At 68.7% G+C, this 19,589-nt stretch carries 15 protein-coding genes; 6 read left to right on the forward strand and 9 right to left on the reverse strand.

Features of this window, described 5'->3' with window-relative positions:
* The first annotated feature begins 80 nt into the window (after nucleotides 1-80).
* Nucleotides 81-1,904: a phosphogluconate dehydratase gene (gene edd / locus ABUE31_RS17350; RefSeq protein WP_367724941.1), complete on the forward strand. Its 1,824-nt coding sequence runs from the start codon at nucleotides 81-83 to the stop codon at nucleotides 1,902-1,904.
* 61 nt (nucleotides 1,905-1,965) lie between these two features.
* Here the strand turns inward: edd and ABUE31_RS22830 are convergent, their stop codons facing one another.
* From ABUE31_RS22830 to ABUE31_RS17370, 4 genes are all read right to left on the reverse strand, one after another.
* Nucleotides 1,966-2,142, reverse strand: coding sequence for a hypothetical protein (locus ABUE31_RS22830; RefSeq protein ID WP_437344140.1), 177 nt, complete (start codon nucleotides 2,140-2,142; stop codon nucleotides 1,966-1,968).
* A 43-nt stretch (nucleotides 2,143-2,185) separates the two neighbouring features.
* Entirely contained in the window at nucleotides 2,186-3,712 is a 1,527-nt protein-coding gene (locus tag ABUE31_RS17360) for an ABC-F family ATP-binding cassette domain-containing protein (RefSeq protein WP_367724942.1), read from the reverse strand.
* Nucleotides 3,713-3,990: 278 nt separating this feature from the next.
* Nucleotides 3,991-5,736, reverse strand: a complete 1,746-nt coding sequence (locus tag ABUE31_RS17365; RefSeq protein WP_367724943.1) for a vWA domain-containing protein — start codon at nucleotides 5,734-5,736, stop codon at nucleotides 3,991-3,993.
* Nucleotides 5,737-5,809: 73 nt separating this feature from the next.
* Nucleotides 5,810-7,507, reverse strand: a complete 1,698-nt coding sequence (locus tag ABUE31_RS17370; protein WP_367724944.1) for a vWA domain-containing protein — start codon at nucleotides 7,505-7,507, stop codon at nucleotides 5,810-5,812.
* Between the two features lie 140 nt (nucleotides 7,508-7,647).
* Here ABUE31_RS17370 and ABUE31_RS17375 point away from each other — a divergent pair, with 140 nt between their 5' ends.
* A complete protein-coding gene (locus tag ABUE31_RS17375; RefSeq protein ID WP_367724945.1) occupies nucleotides 7,648-9,027 on the forward strand; it encodes a pyridoxal phosphate-dependent decarboxylase family protein in 1,380 nt (459 codons plus the stop codon).
* 128 nt (nucleotides 9,028-9,155) lie between these two features.
* Nucleotides 9,156-10,064, forward strand: coding sequence for a DMT family transporter (locus ABUE31_RS17380; RefSeq protein ID WP_367724946.1), 909 nt, complete (start codon nucleotides 9,156-9,158; stop codon nucleotides 10,062-10,064).
* A 6-nt stretch (nucleotides 10,065-10,070) separates the two neighbouring features.
* Here the strand turns inward: ABUE31_RS17380 and ABUE31_RS17385 are convergent, their stop codons facing one another.
* Together ABUE31_RS17385 and folD are read right to left on the reverse strand one after the other, a co-directional pair.
* Nucleotides 10,071-11,069 (reverse strand): GlxA family transcriptional regulator, encoded by a 999-nt coding sequence (locus tag ABUE31_RS17385; RefSeq protein WP_367724947.1) that lies wholly within the window; start codon nucleotides 11,067-11,069, stop codon nucleotides 10,071-10,073.
* Between the two features lie 21 nt (nucleotides 11,070-11,090).
* Nucleotides 11,091-11,990 (reverse strand): bifunctional methylenetetrahydrofolate dehydrogenase/methenyltetrahydrofolate cyclohydrolase FolD, encoded by a 900-nt coding sequence (folD, locus tag ABUE31_RS17390; protein ID WP_367724948.1) that lies wholly within the window; start codon nucleotides 11,988-11,990, stop codon nucleotides 11,091-11,093.
* 184 nt (nucleotides 11,991-12,174) lie between these two features.
* Here folD and proC point away from each other — a divergent pair, with 184 nt between their 5' ends.
* The 3 genes from proC to ABUE31_RS17405 all read left to right on the forward strand — a co-directional run bounded on the left by proC (nucleotide 12,175) and on the right by ABUE31_RS17405 (nucleotide 15,006).
* Nucleotides 12,175-12,987, forward strand: a complete 813-nt coding sequence (gene proC, locus ABUE31_RS17395; RefSeq protein ID WP_367724949.1) for a pyrroline-5-carboxylate reductase — start codon at nucleotides 12,175-12,177, stop codon at nucleotides 12,985-12,987.
* 142 nt (nucleotides 12,988-13,129) lie between these two features.
* The gene (locus tag ABUE31_RS17400) at nucleotides 13,130-13,888 is read left to right on the forward strand and encodes a WecB/TagA/CpsF family glycosyltransferase (protein ID WP_367724950.1); all 759 of its coding nucleotides are present in this window, start codon (nucleotides 13,130-13,132) and stop codon (nucleotides 13,886-13,888) included.
* Complete coding sequence (locus tag ABUE31_RS17405; RefSeq protein ID WP_367724951.1) at nucleotides 13,885-15,006, forward strand: glycoside hydrolase family 5 protein; 1,122 nt, start codon at nucleotides 13,885-13,887, stop codon at nucleotides 15,004-15,006. The genes ABUE31_RS17400 and ABUE31_RS17405 overlap by 4 nt, the downstream gene beginning before the upstream one ends.
* A 9-nt stretch (nucleotides 15,007-15,015) precedes the next feature.
* On the opposite strand, the gene ABUE31_RS17410 is transcribed toward ABUE31_RS17405, so the two are convergent.
* From ABUE31_RS17410 to ABUE31_RS17420, 3 genes are read right to left on the reverse strand one after another with little or no spacing between them, the layout of a single operon-like run.
* Nucleotides 15,016-16,584 (reverse strand): glucosamine inositolphosphorylceramide transferase family protein, encoded by a 1,569-nt coding sequence (locus tag ABUE31_RS17410; protein ID WP_367724952.1) that lies wholly within the window; start codon nucleotides 16,582-16,584, stop codon nucleotides 15,016-15,018.
* Nucleotides 16,581-17,786 (reverse strand): glycosyltransferase family 4 protein, encoded by a 1,206-nt coding sequence (locus tag ABUE31_RS17415; RefSeq protein WP_367724953.1) that lies wholly within the window; start codon nucleotides 17,784-17,786, stop codon nucleotides 16,581-16,583. Before ABUE31_RS17415 ends, ABUE31_RS17410 begins: the two co-directional genes overlap by 4 nt.
* Before the next feature lie 47 nt (nucleotides 17,787-17,833).
* Complete coding sequence (locus ABUE31_RS17420; RefSeq protein WP_367724954.1) at nucleotides 17,834-19,384, reverse strand: hypothetical protein; 1,551 nt, start codon at nucleotides 19,382-19,384, stop codon at nucleotides 17,834-17,836.
* Between the last annotated feature and the right edge of the window lie 205 nt (nucleotides 19,385-19,589).

Raw genomic sequence — 19,589 nt, forward strand, 5'->3', positions numbered from 1 at the left:
CCGCTTCAGGCCTGCCCCTAGCCAACGCGCGTGTCGGATCGAAATCCTCCCATCCGACGACACGCCGGAAAGGACGACCGATGACGGCAAGAAAAGACATCGAGGCGATCACCGACAGGATCCGCGAGCGCTCGCGGCCCGTGCGCGAACTCTATCTCGACCGGGTCGGACGCGCGGCCTCCAGCACGGCGAACCGGGCGACGCTGTCCTGCGGCAACCTCGCGCACGGCTTCGCGGTCTGCAGCCCGTCGGAGAAGGCGGCGCTCGGCGGCGACCGGGTTCCCAATCTCGGCATCATCACCTCCTACAACGACATGCTGTCGGCGCATCAGCCCTTCGAGACCTTCCCCGGCCTGATCAAGGAGGCGGCGCGCGAGGCGGGCGGCATCGCCCAGGTGGCGGGCGGCGTGCCCGCCATGTGCGACGGCGTCACGCAAGGACAGCCCGGCATGGAGCTGTCGCTGTTCTCGCGCGACGTGATCGCCATGTCGGCGGCCATCGGCCTGTCGCACAACATGTTCGACGCCGCCGTCTATCTCGGCGTCTGCGACAAGATCGTGCCGGGGCTGACGATCGCCGCGCTCACCTTCGGCCATCTTCCCGCGGTGTTCATCCCGGCCGGGCCGATGACCTCGGGACTGCCGAACGACGAGAAGTCGAAGATCCGCCAACTCTATGCCGAGGGCAAGGTCGGCCGCGCCGAACTGCTCGAAGCCGAGTCCAAGTCCTACCACGGGCCGGGCACCTGCACCTTCTACGGCACGGCGAACTCCAACCAGATGCTGATGGAGATCATGGGGCTGCACACGCCTGGCTCGTCCTTCATCAATCCCGGCACGCCGCTGCGCGACGCGCTGACCAGGGAAGCGGCGAAGCGCGCGCTGGCAATCACCCAACTCGGCAATGCCTACACCCCGGTCGGACGGATGATCGACGAACGCTCCGTCGTCAACGGCATCGTCGGCCTGCACGCAACCGGCGGCTCGACCAACCACACGATCCACCTGATCGCCATGGCGCAGGCGGCCGGCATCTCGGTCACCTGGCAGGACATTTCCGACCTGTCGGAGGCGACGCCGCTGCTGGCGCGCGTCTATCCCAACGGGCTGGCCGACGTGAACCATTTCCATGCCGCCGGCGGCATGGGCTTTCTCATTCGCGAACTGCTCGACGCCGGGCTGCTGCACGAGGACGTGCAGACCATCTGGGGCGAAGGCCTGCGCCCCTATGCAATCGAGGCGAGGCTCGGCGCGGACGGGACCGTCGCGCGCGAGCCCGCGCCGCGGCAGAGCGGCGACGAGAAGGTGCTCGCGCCGGCCGCCAAGGCGTTCCAGCCGAGCGGCGGGCTGAAGGTTCTCTCGGGCAATCTCGGCCACGCCATCATCAAGACCTCCGCCGTCAAGCCGGAGCGCCGCGTCGTCGAGGCGCCGGCCGTCGTGCTCGACAGCCAGGAAGCGCTGAACGCGGCGTTCAAGGCGGGCGCGCTCGACCGCGACTTCGTCGCCGTCATCCGCTTCCAGGGCCCGAAGGCCAACGGCATGCCGGAGCTGCACCGGCTGACCACCGTCCTCGGCATCCTGCAGGACCGCGGCCACAAGGTCGCGCTGGTGACGGACGGCCGCATGTCCGGCGCGTCGGGCAAGGTGCCGGCGGCGATCCACGTGACGCCGGAGGCGCTCGAGGGCGGCCCGATCGGCCGGCTGCACGACGGCGACCTGATCCGGCTCGACGCCGAAACGGGCCTGCTCGAGGCGCTTGTGCCGGCCGAGGAACTCGCCACGCGGCCGATCAGCTCGCCCGACCTCTCCGCCAACGAGCACGGCATGGGGCGTGAACTTTTCGCCGGCTTCCGGCAGCTCGCCGGCCGGGCCGACCAGGGAGCCAGCGCGTTCGGGCTGGCGTGAGGATTGAAAGGTCGAAGGAAAACGCCCATGACCGTTCTTACCGTCACGTCGAAAGGCCAGGTCACGCTTTCTCCGGATCGAGATTGTTGAAACGGATCGACCGTCCGTGGAAGCCGGGCTTGCCTTTCTCAGGGCAGGAGGCGACTTCACGGACGGCGTCATCGCCTTCGAGGGCCGCCGTGCTGGCGGCGAGATTTTCCTCACGTTCGACAAGCAAGCAGCGCGGCTGGCGGCGCAATCGGGCACCGAGACGATACTGCTCGCCAGCCGAAACTTAGCCCCTACCCACGCCCCGCCACCTCGGCGAAGAACCGCTCCGGCCCATCGACCTCGACCACCCGCCGATTCTGGATCAGCCAGAAGCGGTTGCCCACCGCGCGCACGAAGCTGCGGTCGTGCGAGACCAGCAGGCAGCTCGCCTCGCGGTCCATCAGTTCCTTTTCCAGCGCCTCCTGGCCCTCGATGTCGAGATGGTTCGTCGGCTCGTCGAGCAGGTAGAAGTTGGGGTTCCTCAGCCTGAGCACCAGCATGCCGAGCCGCGCCTTCTGGCCTCCGGACAGGCGGCCGACCATGCTCGTCTGCATGTCGATGCCGACGCCCGCGCCGGCAAGCAGGCTGCGGGCGCGCTGCTCGCCGAGTTCGAAGCGCCGGGTCAGCACGCCGAGCGGCGTGTCGTCGTCGCCGAGGTCGGACAGGCCCTGGTCGCCGTAGCCCAGCACCAGCGACGGCGTCGCCTTGATCGCCTCGCCGGCCGTCTGCGGCGCCTCGATCGCCTGGCGGACCATGCCGACCAGCCGCGTCTTGCCGACGCCGTTGGCGCCCAGCAGCACCACGCGGTCGCCCTGCCGGATCCACAGCCTGCCGGTCTTGAACAGAAGCGTGCCGTCGGGCGTCCCGACCGCGGCGTCGTCGAGCGTCACCAGAACCTTGGCATGCGTGCCGCGGTTGGCAAGCCGGATGGCACCGGCCGAGCGTTCCTGATGCGCCGGCCGTGCGGCATCCTCCAGCCGGTCGGCCCGCTCCTTCAGCTGCTTGGTCTTCACCACCAGCAGGTCGCTGCCGGAATTGATGCCGATGTTGTTGAGCTTGGCCGCCTGCCGGCGCAACTGCTGGGCGGTTTTCATGTCCTTCTGGAAACGCCGCTCCTCGGAGGCGTCGATCTCGTCGAGCGCGGCGCGGGCCCGGCTGTAGGGCAGCGAGAAGACCTGCGATCCCTGCGGCCGCAGGAACAGCGTCCGGTTGGTCACCGCATCGAGGAAGGCGCGATCGTGGCTGCAGACGACCACCGGCACGTCGCGCGGCAGCGCATTCAGCCAGTCCTCGAGCTGGCCGATCCTCGCGAGGTCGAGGTGATTGGTCGGCTCGTCGAGCAGCAGCATGTCCGGCTCCGTCACCCAGACGCGGGCCAGCATCGCCAGCCGCTGCCAGCCGCCGCTCAGTTGCGACAGCCGGCGCTGGTGCAGTTCGTCGGGGACATCGAGTTCGCCGAGCGCCACGTCGACGCGCCAGCTCTCGCTTTCGGCCTGTTCGGCGGGCAGCGCATCGAGCACCGCGTCATGGAACGTGGCGTCGCCGAGGCCGGCCGGCAGGTTCTGCTCGACATGGCCTATGCGCAGGCCGCGCGAGCGGGTGATCTCGCCGGACGTCGGTTCGAAGCTGCCGGTCATCGCGCGCAGCAGGGTGGACTTGCCGCGACCGTTGGCAGCGACGATGCCCAGGCGGTCGCCGGGTCCGATGGAGAGGTTGAGGTCGGAAAAGAGCGGCGCGCCGAGCGTCACGCCGAGGGAACGAAGATTGATCAAAGCCATGGTCGTTCTCTGGTCTTTTAGGAAACGATGCGCGACCCGGATCGCGGGCGCGGCATCACCACAAAGGGCAGACCAGAAAAGAAAAACGCTTGGCGTCTCGTCCTCGGTCAGCCCTGCAAACGCATTTGCAGGGCATGGACGGGGCCGCGCTGACGGTGGTGACGAAAGAACGTATGCACGCAGCCCCCCTTTCTTGACGCTTGACGAGTTGCCCGCCTGCATAGCGCTTTACGCCACGGCGGGCAACTCCCGAATGACGGCGCCGAAGCGCCCTCGACCTACTCCACAGTCAACGGCACCGAGGCTGCTACGCGACGGCCGCCGGAGGCCTCCAGGATGTAGCGCACCTGGTAGGCTCCTGCCTCGTCCGGCGCACGAAGCTTTGCGGTCCGCTCGCCCGGCGCATCGGAGACGTAGGCGTAGGCCAGTTCGCCCGCGGTTTCGGCGTGGCCGGCCGGCACGAGGTCGACGTAGTCGCCTGACGATCCCGGCCCGCTCCACTCGACGGCAAACTCCGCGCCGGCGGCGACCGTCCGCGGCGCGTTCAGCGCGGCCTGGACGGGCGTCACGTCGAGCGGTTCGCTGGCCAGCACCTTGCGGCTGTCCGACGCCTGCAACACGTAGCGGATCACGTATCTGCCGGGGTCGCCGGGCGCGCGCAGCGTGCCCGTTTCACCGTCCGACGACTGGTCCAGGTAGAAATAGGCGATCTCGCCCGCCGCATCCTTGTGCCCTTCCGGGACGAGGTCGACATAGTCGCCCGCGCCGGCCGGTCCCTTCCAGGCGACATCGATGTCGGTTCCCGCCATCACGGTCGGCGGAAACGCCAGCGAGGCGACGGCTTCGGTGACGGCCAGCGGCACCGAGACGAGCACCCGGCGGCCGTCCGGCGCTTCGAGCACATAGCGCAGCTTGTGGGGACCGGGCGAGCCCGGCGCCTTGAGCGTGACGACGTTGCCGCCCTGCTCCACATAGACATAGGACAGCTCGCCCGACGCCTCCTCGTGCCCTTCCGGCACGATGTCGAGATAGTCGCCCTGCTGGCCCGGACCCTTCCATTCGACCTCGAAGGTCTGGCCGATGGCGACCGACGCCGGCGCGACGATGGCGTTTTCGGCCTCCATCACCTCCACCGTTGCGGTGGCCAGCACATGGTCCTTGTCGGGGCCGTCCCAGACATAGCGAATCTGGTAGGTCCCGGCCTTGCCGGGCGCCCTCAGCTGGGCGTCCTCGCCCTGCTTCACATAGGCGTAGGCGAGCTCCTTCTCGGCATCCGCCGCGACGATGTCGACATAGTCGTTGGCGCCGCCCGGCCCGCTCCACTGGACCGCGAAGCCCTGGCCGATCACCGGCTTCGTCCCGGTCGAAACGGTCGCCGGCGGCAGCGTTACCGCCACAGGCTTCTCGACCGGCGCCGCCACCGTCTTCTTCAACGCCTCGCCAAGCTGGCCGGCATCGCCCGCCTGGATGTAGCGCCCGCCGGTATTTTCCGCGAGGCAGGCGACCTGGCGTCCCTCCTCGCGCGTCAGGCCGAAGCCGACGACGTGTGCGGTGAAGTCGACGCCGGACTTTTCCAGTTCGGCGCCGAGCGCGCACGGATCGGCGTTGCAGGTCTCGATGCCGTCGGTGACGAGCACGACGGTCGCCTTGTCCTCGGTATAGCGCAGGGCTTCTGCGGCCTGGCGCACGGCCTCGGTGAGCGGCGTCTTGCCGAGGAAGCGCATCGTTTCGACGGCCTCGCCGATCGCGGCGGCGGCGCCCGGCGCAGGCGGGACCACCAGCTCGATGTCGTCGCACTGGCCCTTCCGCCGGTGTCCGTAGGCCATCAGGCCGATTTCCACATCGGCGGGAACCGTCGCCAAAACTTCGCGCAGCGCCTCGCGGGCGAGTTCCAGCTTGGGCCTGCCGTCGATGCGGCCCCACATCGATCCGGACGCGTCGAGCACCAGGATGGTGCGTTCGGCCGCGCCGGCGGCGGAAGCCGCGGCGCAGAACAGCGCCGTGAGCATCAGGCGTTTCAGCATGGTTCCTCCGTTCATGCGGGAAGCGGCGTCGGCGAGACGCCGCCCCGATCAGGGTCCCCGGCGGGGACAGCGACTATTCGACGTTGAGTTCGGTGCGCTCGCCCGGCTTGACGGTGGCCGGCGTTTCCTTGACCGGGCTGCCGTCGCGGCGGTCGGTCACGACGACATAGTCGCCCGCCGGCAGGGTCGTCTGGTGCGCGCCGTCGAAGCCGTAGCCGAACTCCTTGCGCTGGCCCTGGATGTCCTTCTTCGCCGCAAACACCTTGATGTCCTTGGCGCCGGGCGCGGTGATCGCGAGAACGCCCGCGTCGAGCACGACCGTCACGTCCTTGGCCTCGCCGGAGCGGATGTTGAAGGGCTGCTCGGCCTCGGCCTTGTCGAGCCGCAGCACCGCGACATGGTCGCCGGGCGAAAGATCGAATTTCGCGTCCGGCCCGTAGGTATAGCTCACCTGTTCGCGGGTGCCGTCGACGTTCAGCTTGGCCTTGAATATCTCCACGAAGAGCGACGAGGAATCGACCTTGTCGCCGCCCGGCGCATAGAGCGCATTGACGGTCACGCGGCCGACCCCGATGACGACGTCCTTTTCGATCGTCTGGCCGGCTGCCAGTTGCAGCGTCTCACTGACCTCGGCGGTGCCCAGCTTGACGGTCAGCTTCTGCTCGCCCGCGGGCAGCACGATCTTCGTCTCGCCGTAGTTGGTCGCCAGTCCCCGTCCACCGGGGAACGCCACCTGCACGGTCGCGGCGTCGCTGACGTCCGCTCCCTCGCTGGCGCGGGGCCTGACGATCAGCGTGCCGGCGGAAAGATCGAAGCGCGGCGTGTAGACCCTGCCCGCCTCGATCGTCAGCTTCTGCTCCGCTTCGGCCTCGCCGAGGCGCGCGACGACGACATAGTCGCCCGGCTCGAGCGATGTCCTGAGATTGTTGTAGTCGGTGGCGACGTGTGCGCCACGGGAGCCGTCGGCGGCGGCCTTGTAGATTTCCCAGGCGTTGCCGGCGTCCTTCAGGAGTTCGCCGCCCGCCGCCATCGCGACCTCGGGGATGAAATTGAACTCGGGCTGCGCCGGCTCGGGCACCGGTTGCGGAGCGGGTTCGGCAACCGGCTCCGGCGGCGGGGCCGCCTCGGGCTCAGGCGCCGGTTCGGCGGGCGTCACGACGGTAGCCGTCAGAGCCTCGGTCAGCGCCTCCGCGTCGGACGCCTGCAGATATTTGCCGCCGGTATCCTCGGCCAGGCAGGCCACCTCCCTGCCCTCCTCCGCCGTCAGGCCGAAGCCCACGACATGGGCCGTGAAGTCCACGCCGGACGCCTCCAGTTCCTTGGCGAGCGCGCAGGGGTCGGCGTCGCAGGTCTCGATCCCGTCGGTGATCAGAACCACGGTCGACTTCTGCTCGGTGTAGCGCAGCGCCTCGGCCGCCTGCCGGACGGCGGCGGTGAGCGGGGTGCTGCCGAGGAACTTCATGCCGTCGACGGCCTGGCTGATAGCTGGGGCGGTGCCTGCGGCCGGCGGCACGATGAGTTCGATGTCGGAGCAGGAGCCCTTCTCGCGGTGACCGTAGGCCATCAGGCCAAGCTCGGTATCGGCCGGCACGGAGCGCAGCACGTCCCGCAATGTCTCGCGGGCGATCTCGAGCTTCGGCTTGCCGCCGATCTGGCCCCACATCGAGCCCGAAGCGTCGAGGACGATGATGGCGCGGTCGGCCGCGTTTGCAAAGCCGCTCGCCGCGCACAAGAAGATCGCCGCGAGCGCGCCGCGTTTAAGAAACCCCATGTCCTTCTCCCGCAGGAATCAGCTCAGGTCCGCCGGAGGTGACGCTAGAGGAGCCTTCCCGGGCTGGCAAGGCGAACCAGCCGGCTTGCATGCCGCCCGGACATGTTATCGTGGGGGTGGAACAAGGGAGACGCGAAGCAATGCAGAGCCTGAACGTTTCGAACGAAGAACTGTCACGCCTGGGCCAGGAGGCGCTCCAACAAGCGCTCTCCTACTGGGCAACGCTCGACGAACGTCCCTCCTATCCCGCGACAACCGGCGAGGAGACGGAGCGGCTGTTCTCGCGCCCATGGAGCGAGCAAGGGATCGGCCGCGCCGTCTTCGACGACTTTGCCGCGATCGCCGATCGGGGACGTCCATCGACCGGCAGGTTCTTCGGGTACGTCGTCGGCTCGGGCGAACCTGTCGGCGCGCTGGGTGACCTGCTCGCGTCGGCGCTCAACCAGAACACCACATCCTGGCGGTCGGCGCCGGCGGCGGCCACCGTCGAGAAGGCGGTGACCGGCTGGCTCGCCGATGCGGTCGGCTGTCCCGGTTTCAGGGGAAGCCTGTGCGGCGGCGGCTCGGCGGCGAACCTGATGGCGCTTGCCATGGCGCGCGAGAGCAGGCTGCCCGCCAACGAGACCGGCGCCCGGCCCGGCATCGTCTACGCCTCCGAAGAGATCCACATGTCCATTCCCAAGGCCATCGCCCTGCTCGGTATCGGCCGGGACAATCTGCGCCTCATCCCGGTCGACGGCGACCACCGGATACGCGTCCATGCGCTCGACGCGGCGATCTCCGCCGACCGCGCGGCCCGGCGTGCGCCGATGGCGATCGTCGCAAGCGCCGGCACGGTGAAGATCGGCGCCGTCGATCCCCTGGACGAACTGGCCGACCTGGCGGAGCGCGAGGACCTGTGGCTCCACGTCGACGGCGCCTATGGCGGCCTGGCCGCGCTGGCTGCTCCGGAAAAGTTCAGGGGACTGGACCGCGTGGATTCCCTGTCGCTCGACACCCACAAATGGCTTTACCAGCCCCTGGATTGCGGCTGCGTGCTCTATCGCGACCGCGAGGTTGCCCGCAAGACCTTTACGCACAGTGGCGACTACGTCCGCATCCTCACCGACGATCCCGTCGAATCGTTCGCATTCTTCGAGGAATCGATGGAGCTGTCGCGGCGCTTCCGCGGGCTGAAACTCTGGATGTCGCTGCAGTATCACGGACGCGCCGCCTTTCGCGACGCGGTCAGGCGCGACCTCGAACATGCGCAGCTGCTTGCCGAACTGGTGACAGCGCGGCCCGAACTGGAGCTGCTCGCGCCGGTGTCGCTCAGCGCCGTCTGCTTCCGCCATCGCTCGAAGGACAATGCCGCCCTGTTGAAGCGCCTGGTGGCGCGCGGTCGCGTCTACCTGTCGAACGCGACGATCGGCGATCAGTTCGCGCTGCGCGTCTGCTTCGTCAACCACCGCACGACGCACGCCGACGTCCGGCTGATCGTCGAGGAGGTCATCGCCGCGGCGGACGAACTCGACCCTTAGGACGGAGCCGCTTGGCGAGGCTCGCAGGCGGAACGCCGGCTGCGGCGGCGGCTGGCACGACCGGCTGCACCATGCCAGACGGCGACTGGCACATTGCCCCCTTGCCTGCCTGCGGCTAAGCCCGGTCGATGATTTCCGACCGGCCGATGCTCGGCATTTCCCTGATGATCGGCTTTTGCGTGGTGGCGCCGCTCGGCGACGCCATCGCCAAGGTGCTCGGCGACACCATACCGCTCACCGAGCTCGTCACCGTGCGCTTCGCCGCCCAGGCGGCGCTGCTCCTGCCGATCATCTGGGCCACCGGCCGCACGCTGGCGATGACGCCGCGCGTCATGCGGCTGACCGTGATCCGCACCGTGCTGCACATCCTCGGCATCGGCGGCATGTTCACGGCGCTGCGCTACCTGCCGCTCGCCGACGCTGTCGCCATCGCCTTCGTGCTGCCCTTCATCATGCTGCTGCTCGGGCGGGTCTTCCTCGACGAGACGGTCGGGCCGCGCCGGCTTTCGGCATGCGTGGTCGGCTTTGCCGGCACGCTGCTCGTCATCCAGCCGAGCTTCGCCGAAGTCGGCTGGCCGGCCCTGCTGCCGCTCTTCGTCGCCCTGGTCTTCGCGCTCTACATCCTGGTCAGCCGGACGATCGCCAAGGAGTGTGACCCGCTCAGCCTGCAGGCGGTCAGCGGCCTGGTCGCGACGCCGATCCTGTTCGCGGCGATGCTGGCCGGCTGGGCTTCGGGCGCCGAGATGTTCGCGATCAGGGCGCCGACGACGCAGGAGACGTTCCTGCTGGCCGCGATCGGCGTGATCGGCACGCTCGCCCACCTGCTGATGACCTGGTCGCTGCGCTTCGCGCCCTCGGCGACCCTGGCCCCCATACAATACCTGGAAATCCCGTTCGCCACGCTGTTCGGCTGGCTGATCTTCGGCGATTTCCCCGATGGCCTGGCGCTCGTCGGCATCCTCATCACGGTCGCGGCCGGGCTCTACATCGTGTTTCGCGAGCGAGCCGCGGCCGAGCCTGTGCCGCCGGAAACGTGATCCGCCTCAATAGGTCGTGCGCCGCTCCTCGCTAGGCGGGCGGCCGAACTGCAGCCGGTAGCTCTGCGCGAAATAGGAATGCGAGGTGAAGCCGGTGGCGATCGCGATGTCGAGGATCGGCATGTTGGTCTGGCGCAGCAGCTCGCGCGCCCGCTCCAGCCTCAGCCGCATGTAGTAGCGCCCGGGCGTCACATTGAGGTGGCGCAGGAAGAGCCGCTCGACCTGCCGAACCGACAGCCCGGCCGACTTGGCCAGCTGGACGGCCGAGTAGGGCTCGTCGAGATTGTCGGCCATCAGCTCGACGATGCGCCTGAGCTTCTCGGACTTGCCGGTGAGGTCGCGCTCGGGACCGACACGCTGGCGGTCGCCGGCAGAGCGGATGCGCTCGTGCTGGAACTGGTTGGCGACGCCGTTGGCGATGTTGGCGCCCAGGTCGCCTCGAATGATCTCGAGCATCAGGTCGATCGAGGTCGTGCCCCCGGCGCAGGTGTAGCGCTTGCGGTCGATCTCGTAGACGTTACCGGTGCAGGCGATCTCGGGGAAGCGCTCCATGAAGCCGGCGCGGTTCTCCCAATGGATGGTGCAGCGATAGCCGTCGAGCTGGCCCGCCTCGGCGAGCAGGTATGAACCGACCGAGAGCGCGCCGAGCGCGCCGCCGCGCCGGCCCCAGGCGCGCAGCGCCCCGAGCACCTTCGACTTGCCCGGGAACTCGACCGAAAGGCCGACGCAGACGAACAGGATGTCGGCGGCGGAAAGGTCGGCAACCGCGTAGTCGACCTTGATCGGAATGCCGTTCGAGGCCATCACCGCCTCGCCGTCCGCCGAGACGGTCGTCCAGCCGTAGTAGTCGCGGCCGAGCAGGCGATTGGCGGATCGGAAGGCGTCGATCGCCGCCGCCAGCGAGAACATCGAGAACTTGTCGACCAGCAGGAAAGCGAACTGCCGCCCGCCCTCGCCCGCGACGGGCGGCGGTTGAACCTGGGCGGGATGCGGCAGCGTCGGCATCGGGATCCCGGATGAACCCCGTCAGAAAGCGGGGCGCTTCAGCCCGGCCTTGAGATAGGCCGAGACCACGGTGTTGGCCATCAGGAGCGCGATGGTCATCGGGCCGACGCCGCCGGGCACCGGCGTGATGGCGCCGGCGTTCTTGGCCGCTTCCTCGAAGGCGACGTCGCCGACCAGCCGGCTCTTGCCCTCGCCCTTCTCGGGGGCCGGAATGCGGTTGATGCCGACGTCGATGACGGTGGCGCCGGGCTTCACCCAGTCGCCCTTGACCATTTCGGGCCGGCCGACGGCGGCGACGAGGATGTCGGCGGTGCGCGCCAGTGCCGGCAGGTCCTTGGTGCGGCTGTGCGCGATCGTGACCGTGCAGTTGGCGGCGAGCAGCAGGTTCGCCATCGGCTTGCCGACGATGTTGGAGCGGCCCACCACGACGGCGTTCAGGCCCGACAGGTCCTTGCCGCGCACGCGCTCGATCAGGATCATCGAGCCGGCGGGCGTGCAGGGCACGAAGGCAGTTTCGAGTTCGCCGGTGCCGAGCTTGCCGACATTGACGAAATGGAAGCCGTCGACGTCCTTCTCGGGCGCGATGGTCTGGATCACCTTGCCGGAATCGATGTGGCCCGGCAGCGGCAGCTGCACCAGGATGCCGTCGATGGCAGGATCGGCATTGAGGCTGGCGATGAGCTTCAGCAGGTCCGCTTCCTGGGTGTCGGCGGGCAGCGTGTGCTGGACCGAGTGGAACCCGCATTCCTTGGCCTTCTTCGACTTCGATGCGACATAGACCTGGCTGGCTGGATCCTCGCCGACGATCACCACGGCCAGTCCAGGCGCCGCGTGGCCCTTCGCGGTCAGGTCGGCCGTGAGGCCCTTCACCTTCGCCACCACGTCTTCGGCGATCTGCTTTCCGTCGATGATTTCGGCCATTTTATCCTCTCTCAAACAGCACAAACGGCATAAGGCGGAATGGACGTCCGGGCAATCCGGCATTGCGGCGTTCGATGCCGCGAAACCGAAAGTCGTCGTCGGTCTTCTGAAAGCTGGACGGCGGCAGGCTGCGTGGTAAAAGCGGCGCCAACGTCGGCGAACGGCGGTGCGACAGGAGGACGAGATGGCGGTTCGGGTGGTTCTGGTCGGTTGCGGCAACATGGGCTACGCCATGCTCGCGGGCTGGCTGAAGTCCGGCAAGCTCGCGCCATCGGAGACGCTGGTGATCGAGCCCAACCAGGAGCTGCGCGATCGCGCCGGCCGCCTCGGCAGCGTGGTTGCGTCGTCGATCGACGACGCGGCGGGCGACCTTTCGCCGGAAATCGTCGTCATCGCCGTCAAGCCGCAGGTCATCCGCGAAGTGACCGCCGGCTACAGGAAGTTCGCCGGCAGCGCGACATTTGTCAGCGTGGCGGCGGGCACCGGCATCGCCGCCTTCACCGAAATCCTCGGCGCGGGCGCGGCCGTGATGCGCTGCATGCCCAACACGCCGGCGGCGATCGGCAAGGGCATGATGGTGGTGGTTTCGAACGCGAACGTGAAGGAGCCGGCGAAGGCGTTCGTCGGCGACCTCCTGTCGACGAGCGGCAAGGTCGCGACCATCGACGACGAATCCCTGATGGACGCGGTGACCGCGGTGTCGGGATCGGGGCCGGCCTACATCTTCCATTTCATCGAATGCCTGACCGACGCTGCCGTCGCGGCGGGCCTGCCGGCGGACACCGCGAGGCTGCTGGCGATGCAGACCGTCTACGGCGCCGCCTCGCTCGCCGCGGAGAGCGGCGAGGATCCGGCGGTGCTGCGCCGTCAGGTGACCAGCCCCAACGGCACCACCGCCGCGGCGCTCGAGGTGCTGATGGGCCAGGACCGGCTGAAGACGCTGGTCACCGAGGCGGTCGGGGCGGCGAAGGCGAGAAGCGTCGAGCTCGGCAAGTAGCGCCGGGGCCTTACCAATAGTTCCGTTGAGGAACCTTAAACCGTTGCCGGACGATGATGCCGGCCGGAATACGCGGCATCCCGGCGGCCCGGGACGGGCCGCCCGCAGCAATCGAGACGCAAAATTGCCTACCGACAAGCCCATGACGGACTGGCCGACGAGTTTCCTCGGACGGCTTCCCATCGCCCAGACAGACATCGAATCCTCGGCAAAGGGGTTCGTCGCGCACGCCTTGACGAAACGCGGCAACGCCGGACGGCCCTTCTACTCGACCTCGGCAAACGGCCAGGTGCTGGCCTTGTGCGGCAGCGACGCCGGGTTCCTCGCGCTGATGCGCAAGGCCGACCAGATCCACGCCGACGGCATGCCGATGGTGCTCTATTCCCGGATGTTCTCCAAGCGGCCGCTGGCCGAGCGCGTCGCCACCACCGACCTCGTGCACGCGGTGGCGAGCCGCGCGGCGGAGGCCGGCATCTCCTTCTATTTCCTCGGGGCGAGCGAGGATGTGAATGCCAGGGCCGTCGAGGTCATGCAGGCGCGCTATCCAGGCCTCGTCTTCGCAGGACGCCGCAACGGCTATTTCGGCCGCGACGAGGAGGCCGGCATTGTCGACGCGATCAATGCCGCCAGGCCGGACATCCTGTGGATCGGGCTCGGCGTGCCGCTCGAACAGGAGTTTGTCGACCGAAACCTGGAGAAGCTGACCGGCGTTGGCGTTATCAAGACCTCGGGCGGCCTGTTCGACTTCATCTCGGGCAAGAACAAGCGCGCGCCAGCCTGGATGCAGAAGGCCGGGCTGGAATGGGTCTATCGCGCCTGGCTGGAACCGCGCCGGCTTGCCGTGCGCTACCTCACCACCAATCCGAAGGCGATCGGCGCGCTCATACGCCACTCCGCGTGACCGCGCTGCGCCGGCTGGCCCTGGCGATGGCGCTTGCGTCGGCGGTTGCAGCGCCTGCCGCGGGCGCCGCCGAAGCGACGGACGCCTGCGCGGTCGCCGAGACCTTCCCCAATGCGCGGCTGCTCGAATCGATGCGGCGCGGCGTCAACCTGCCGGGCTGGGACGCCCCTGAAAAGATGGACCGCCCGTCCACGGCGCAGTTGCAGGCTCTCCGCGACAACGGGTTCACGCATGTCCGGCTGCTGCTCGACGCCGACCGCCTCGGCGGCGAGGGCCGCGCCGAATATCTGGAGGCGATGTTCGAGCAGGTCATCCTGCTGTTCAGCCTGGACTACGCCGTTTCGCTCGACCTGCATGCCGGCGCCATGTTCAGGCAGGAACCCGACGCGGCCGAAGCCCGGCTCGTCGAGATCTGGAAGGCGGTCGCGCGGCGCGCGCAATATCTCGATCCCGAAAAGCTCGCCGTCGAACTGCTGAACGAACCGCAGACGGACGGCGCGACGTGGTGGCCGGCCGCGGGTCGCATCGCCGCAGCCGTCCGCGCCGTCCTGCCGGCGCACACCATCGTCGTCGGGCCGGCCGGTCCGCAGCGGCACGAGGAACTGGCGGGACTGCAGCCGTTGGACGACCCCAACGTCGTCTATGCGGTGCACTACTACGACCCGTTCGCCTTCACGCACCAGGGCGCCGACTGGGGCGGCCCCGACGATCCGGTGCGCGACCTGCACGACCTGCCGTTCCCGCTCGACGCCGACGATCCGGGCCTGCCCGCCATCGTCGCCGGCCTCCATGAAGCCGGGCATGACCGGGCCGCCGCCGCGCTGGAACGGTCGCTGAAGGCGCCGTGGGACGCACGTGCGATTGCCGCCGCCTTCGACACGATGGCCGCTTGGAGCGTGCGCCACGGCCAGCCTGTCATCGTCAACGAGTTCGGCGTGCTCGTCTACCACGCGCCGCGCCCGTCGCGCCTTGCCTGGCTTGCCGCGGTGCGCGCGGCGGCCGAGCAACGCTGCATCGGGTGGACGCACTGGGACTTCCAGGACGGCTTCGGGCTGATGGATCCGGCGACCGGCATGCCCGACGGCGGCGTCATGGACGCGCTGGCGCCGGCGCGCTGAGCAGGATCCTCAGGAGCCGGGCCGGTACCACCGGTCGACAAGGTCGGCCGCCGGCTTGAACCGCGGCCGCAGCGTGAAGCCGTCGATCGCCTCGAGGCGGCCGTTGTAGTTCAGCGTATGGAGGCGCTTGCCGGGCCACGCCCCACCCCCGGAGATCGTCCCCTCGCCCGCCTGCGCAAACCCCTCGCGGTCGAGCCGCGTCACCTTCATGAAGCCCAGCGCGCCGCCATAGGCACGGCGGCAATCCTGCACGGGGCGGTAGAGCGCGCCGCCGCGCCGCACGAAGTTGCCGGCCGGGCGCGCCGCGCGGTCGTCGACCAGCACCGGGTTGCCGGCATGCGGCCGCCACGGGCCGAACAGGTCCTCGGCCCACCAGATCGCCAGCGTGTCGGAATAGCCGCCGACGCCGTCGCGCACCACGGCGAACATGTAGAGGAGGCCGTCATGCTCGACGATCGTCGCGTCCGCCGCTTCGACGCCTTCCACCAGAACGGTGTGCCGCCGCCATTGCGCCGGAAAGCCAGTGGCGCGGTAGAGCGCGATGTCGCGGTTGGCGGAACTCTCGGGGATCATGAAGATCTCGCCGCCGCGTTCGATCAGGAAGGGATAGGAGAGGTGCCAGGGCTCCTCGAGGGCGGCCACCGCGGGGCCGGGACGGCCGGCCTCGTCGAACGCGACGACCGAGATGATGCCCTTGCCCGTCTTGTGGTCGAGATCCTCGAAGAACAGGTAGTCCCTGCCCTGCCAGTGCAGCGGAAACGGATCGGCGTAGAAGTGGTCGACCGGGTCGGCGAGCACGTTCCACCGCCCGCCGGCCAGGTCGCGGCGCGTCCAGACGTCGTCGCCCGGCGTGGCGAAGCGCCAGCCGACGCGCCAGTGCGAGCCGTGGCAGCACAGCCTGTAGGCGGCGCGGACCGCGGCGCGGGCGACGTCCTTCGCCGCGCGCATGGCGATGTCGCGGCTGCCGATCGGCCGGACAGGGATAGCCGGCGCGCCGGGCGCGCCGTCGCCGGTGCCGGCCAGCGCCTTCAGCAGCAGGGTCGCAACGCGAGATGCCACCGCGTCGATGCCGCCGCCGATCCCGGACGCCGCCTCCAGCGACGCCGTGCCTTCGGCCACGATGCGGCCGCCATCGTCGTCGGGTGCGGTCCGCTCGATGGCTATTCGCGGGGTGCCGCGGAAAAACAGCGAGGACGCGAGCGCCGTCTCGCCGGGCTCGCCGTCATAGAGCGGCCGCAGCCGCGTCGCCCGCGGCAGCCTTTCGCCGCCTTCGTCGAGATCGATGACGATGTCGGGACGGAAATCGGCAGGTTCGATCAGCCCTTTGTCGAGTTCATCGGGGCCGATGCGGTCCGCGCCGCCCGGCCTGTGCCCGGCGACGAGCATCTTTTCCAGGCCGAGCAGCGTCGCCAGCGCGGATGACGGCCTCGGTCCCTCGGACCTGGCAATCCTGAGAAAGGCCGCGGCGCCCGAGCGCCGCAGCGCCTCGACCAGCGACACCACCCAGCGCGCCAGAGCGGCGTCCCCGACGACGACCAGGATGCGGTCCCGGCTGGACGCCGGCGGCGCAACGCTCATTGCTGCGAGCGCAACGCCGCCGTCGACGGAGCGCTCGAACCGGCGGTCCTGCCGGCATCGGAATCGAGCGACTGTCGGATCAGGCCGGCATAGGCCTCGACCATGCCGTCGACCGAATAGCGGCCGGCGAGCCTGCGCCCGAGCGCCACCATGTGCGCCGCCTGCTTGTGATCCTGGAAGACCTGGTCGATCTTCGCGGCGAAGTCGTCGACATTGGCGGCGTCGGCGAACAGCGCGCAGGGCTCGCCGTCGACGGTGAGCACTTCCCTCAGCACCGGCAGTTCGTTGGCGACCACCGGAATGCCTGCCTGGGCGGCTTCGACCGCGGCCAGGCCGAACGTCTCGGCTGTCGAGGGGAAGACGAAGGCGTTGAGGCCGGCGAGGAACAGCCCGACCCGCGACGGCGGCATGTCGCCGATCAGGTGCAGGCGGCTGGCGACGCCGAGCTGCTCGGCAATCGCGCGCAGCCGGCCCTCGTCCGGCCCCTGGCCGGCGATGGCGAGGTGGAGCGAAGGTCGGCAGGCGAGCACCCGCACGGCCGCGTCGAGCTGCTTCAGCGGGTGGAGGCGCGCGACCGAGCCCATCAGTGGAACGCCGGCGGGCAGGCCGAAGGCAGCCCTGGCCTCGCGGCGCCCGACCTCGACGGACTTGTCCTCGAAACCGTGCGGCACGTGGACCAGCCGGCGGCGGTAGCGCTCGGGATAGGACTGGTAGTTGCGCCAGGTCTCGTTCGAATTGACGGTGATGATGTCGTAGGCGCCGAGCAGGCCGAGCGCCTTGTCGATCGACCGCGCGGCCGGCGAGATGGTGGCCGGCGCCGAGACATGGTTGGCGATGACGACGGGCGCGCCGGCAAGATGCGCGGCGGGCGCGCCGAAGATGTTGCCGTAGTGCTGGAAGGTCAGCACCACGTCGGGGCGGATGCGGGCGACCATGCGCACCAGCCGCCACAGGAAGCGGACGAAGGACAGCGGGCCCTTGGGGCTGTCCTCGAGGCAGAAATGCACGTTCGTCCAGCGGTCGAAAGCCGCCGTCTTGCGGTAGAAGAAGAGGTGGTGGACCTCGAACTCGGGAAGGCCGCCGCGCTCCTTGCCGGACAACCCTTCGCCGAGCAGGCGCGAGATCTCCTGCGCGCCGGCCATTTCGGCCTGCGTCTGGATGAACAGGAGCCGCACGGGCCCTCGATCGGTTCTCTTCTTCATCAATTCAATGCCAGTAACGTTTTGTTGCCCATTCGACCTGAAATCCGTCAAGAAAGCGTTGGCGCCCGCGAAACAGGTGCGAGCAGCCCGCAACGGGCTGCCGCGCCGATGATCATGCCCGCCAGCGCCATGAAGACGGCGAGCGCAAGCGGCGCGAAGTAGGCTTCCTCCTGGAACAGGCCGGTTGCGACCATGGTGAGCAGGGCAAATGCCGCTGCGGCATGCAGGTCGTTGCCGGTCATAAGCGCAATCCGGAAGATTCGGCAAGCGATCCAGACATAGGCGCCGATGACGGCGGCTGCGAAGACGCCGATCTGGGAGAACAGGACGCCGACGGCGCTCTCGACGGCGAAGGGCGTGCGCCCCGCCGCCTGGGCCACCGTCCACACGATCTTGTCGAAGTCGGCCGACAGGTTGCCGCCGGCGCCGATGCCGCGGCCGACGGGATTGACGACGAACTCATGCATGCCGCCCATCAGGCCGAGGACGTGATAGTCGCCGATGGAGAGCCCGACGGCGATGCCCGCGGCGGCGTAGACCAGCATCACGAGCGCATGGCATGCCAGCGCGAATTTCGCGCCGAACAGCCTGAAGTTCAGCCAGCTCGCGCCGACCAGCAGGAACAGGATGAGCGGCCCCTTGGCACTGGCCAGGACCAGGAAGGCGAACAGCGCGGTCGCCAGCGCCAGGTTGCCTCGATAGAGCGCGAAGATGCAGAGGAAGCAGAGCGCATAGGCGAAGCTGATCGCATGCATGTTCGGCCCGAACATGCGCATGACCTCGAGGTCGTGGTCGCCCAGCAGCGGCGTGTTGAACAGCGAGATGCGGAAGCTGTCCAGCAGCCCGGTCGCGACGATGCCGGTCTCCGCCAGCTTCTTGTCGTAGTCCATGGTCACGTAGTTGGGGCCCGCCGCGCGCTCCCAGAACGCATAGCCGTTGGTCAGGCCGAGCCAGGTCTCCCGCCACAAGAACTCGACCACGCCGCAGGTGACGAGCAGCACCGACAGGATGGTCATCGCATGACCGATCCGGATCGGCTGGCGCACGAAGGCGATCATGCAGATCTGGAACAGCAGGAGCGGCGTCACGATGTTGCGCAGGTAGATGATCGCCGTCATGCCGTAGAGCGCGAAGCCGACGAGGAAATAGACCCCGAGGATGGCGTAGAGCAGGACCAGCAGCTTGACGAAAGGGTCGATGGCCGTGTTGCGGCGGCGCCAGTCGGCAAGGAAGCCAATGGTCAGGACCAGCCAGGTGACGCTGACGGTGACGAAGTTGTAACCGCGGATGATGTCGAAATCGTCGTCGCTGACCACGGCGTTCACCGCCAGCGACACGAAGGTGTTCTGGAACAGGAGCGCGAAGAAGATCGCTACGATGGCGGTCTGCGGCATGCGCCAGGCGCAGAGGCCGGCAAGCACGGTCGCCGTCAGCACGCCAAGAGCCGGATGGACGATATGCGCGAGGATCGGCAGGCCGGCGATGCAGCCTGCGATCACCACCGTCAGCACCGAATTGGCAAAGCCGGCGCCGGCCATCGCGGCCCTCGCCTCGAGGACCCGGCCGGTCCCCTCGCCGTCGGCGGTCACGCTCGTCATAACACCCGTCCGCACCTCGACCGGACCGCAGCCGCGCCGCTTTGGCGGCGCGCCCGCACCTTGCCGGCAATACTTTGCGGCGCATGCTACAGCCGCAATCTATTCGATTGGTTAACTTACCATTCAGCATTGCTGTTTACCGTTCGGTCATGTCTGGCCGCCGGCAATCGTGAACTGCCGCATGCGATTTCCGGAGCGTCATGAA

Origin of the sequence: Mesorhizobium marinum (assembly GCF_040813675.1) — a bacterium.
GTDB classification, from domain to species: domain Bacteria; phylum Pseudomonadota; class Alphaproteobacteria; order Rhizobiales; family Rhizobiaceae; genus Mesorhizobium_K; species Mesorhizobium_K marinum.

Coding starts and splice junctions, on each gene's coding strand:
- edd (WP_367724941.1), top strand. CDS start 81: ATGACGGCAAGAAAAGACATCGAGGCGATCACCGACAGGATCCGCGAG.
- ABUE31_RS17360 (WP_367724942.1), bottom strand. CDS start 3,712: ATGGCTTTGATCAATCTTCGTTCCCTCGGCGTGACGCTCGGCGCGCCG.
- ABUE31_RS17365 (WP_367724943.1), bottom strand. CDS start 5,736: ATGCTGAAACGCCTGATGCTCACGGCGCTGTTCTGCGCCGCGGCTTCC.
- ABUE31_RS17370 (WP_367724944.1), bottom strand. CDS start 7,507: ATGGGGTTTCTTAAACGCGGCGCGCTCGCGGCGATCTTCTTGTGCGCG.
- ABUE31_RS17375 (WP_367724945.1), top strand. CDS start 7,648: ATGCAGAGCCTGAACGTTTCGAACGAAGAACTGTCACGCCTGGGCCAG.
- ABUE31_RS17380 (WP_367724946.1), top strand. CDS start 9,156: ATGATTTCCGACCGGCCGATGCTCGGCATTTCCCTGATGATCGGCTTT.
- ABUE31_RS17385 (WP_367724947.1), bottom strand. CDS start 11,069: ATGCCGACGCTGCCGCATCCCGCCCAGGTTCAACCGCCGCCCGTCGCG.
- folD (WP_367724948.1), bottom strand. CDS start 11,990: ATGGCCGAAATCATCGACGGAAAGCAGATCGCCGAAGACGTGGTGGCG.
- proC (WP_367724949.1), top strand. CDS start 12,175: ATGGCGGTTCGGGTGGTTCTGGTCGGTTGCGGCAACATGGGCTACGCC.
- ABUE31_RS17400 (WP_367724950.1), top strand. CDS start 13,130: ATGACGGACTGGCCGACGAGTTTCCTCGGACGGCTTCCCATCGCCCAG.
- ABUE31_RS17410 (WP_367724952.1), bottom strand. CDS start 16,584: ATGAGCGTTGCGCCGCCGGCGTCCAGCCGGGACCGCATCCTGGTCGTC.
- ABUE31_RS17415 (WP_367724953.1), bottom strand. CDS start 17,786: ATGAAGAAGAGAACCGATCGAGGGCCCGTGCGGCTCCTGTTCATCCAG.
- ABUE31_RS17420 (WP_367724954.1), bottom strand. CDS start 19,384: ATGACGAGCGTGACCGCCGACGGCGAGGGGACCGGCCGGGTCCTCGAG.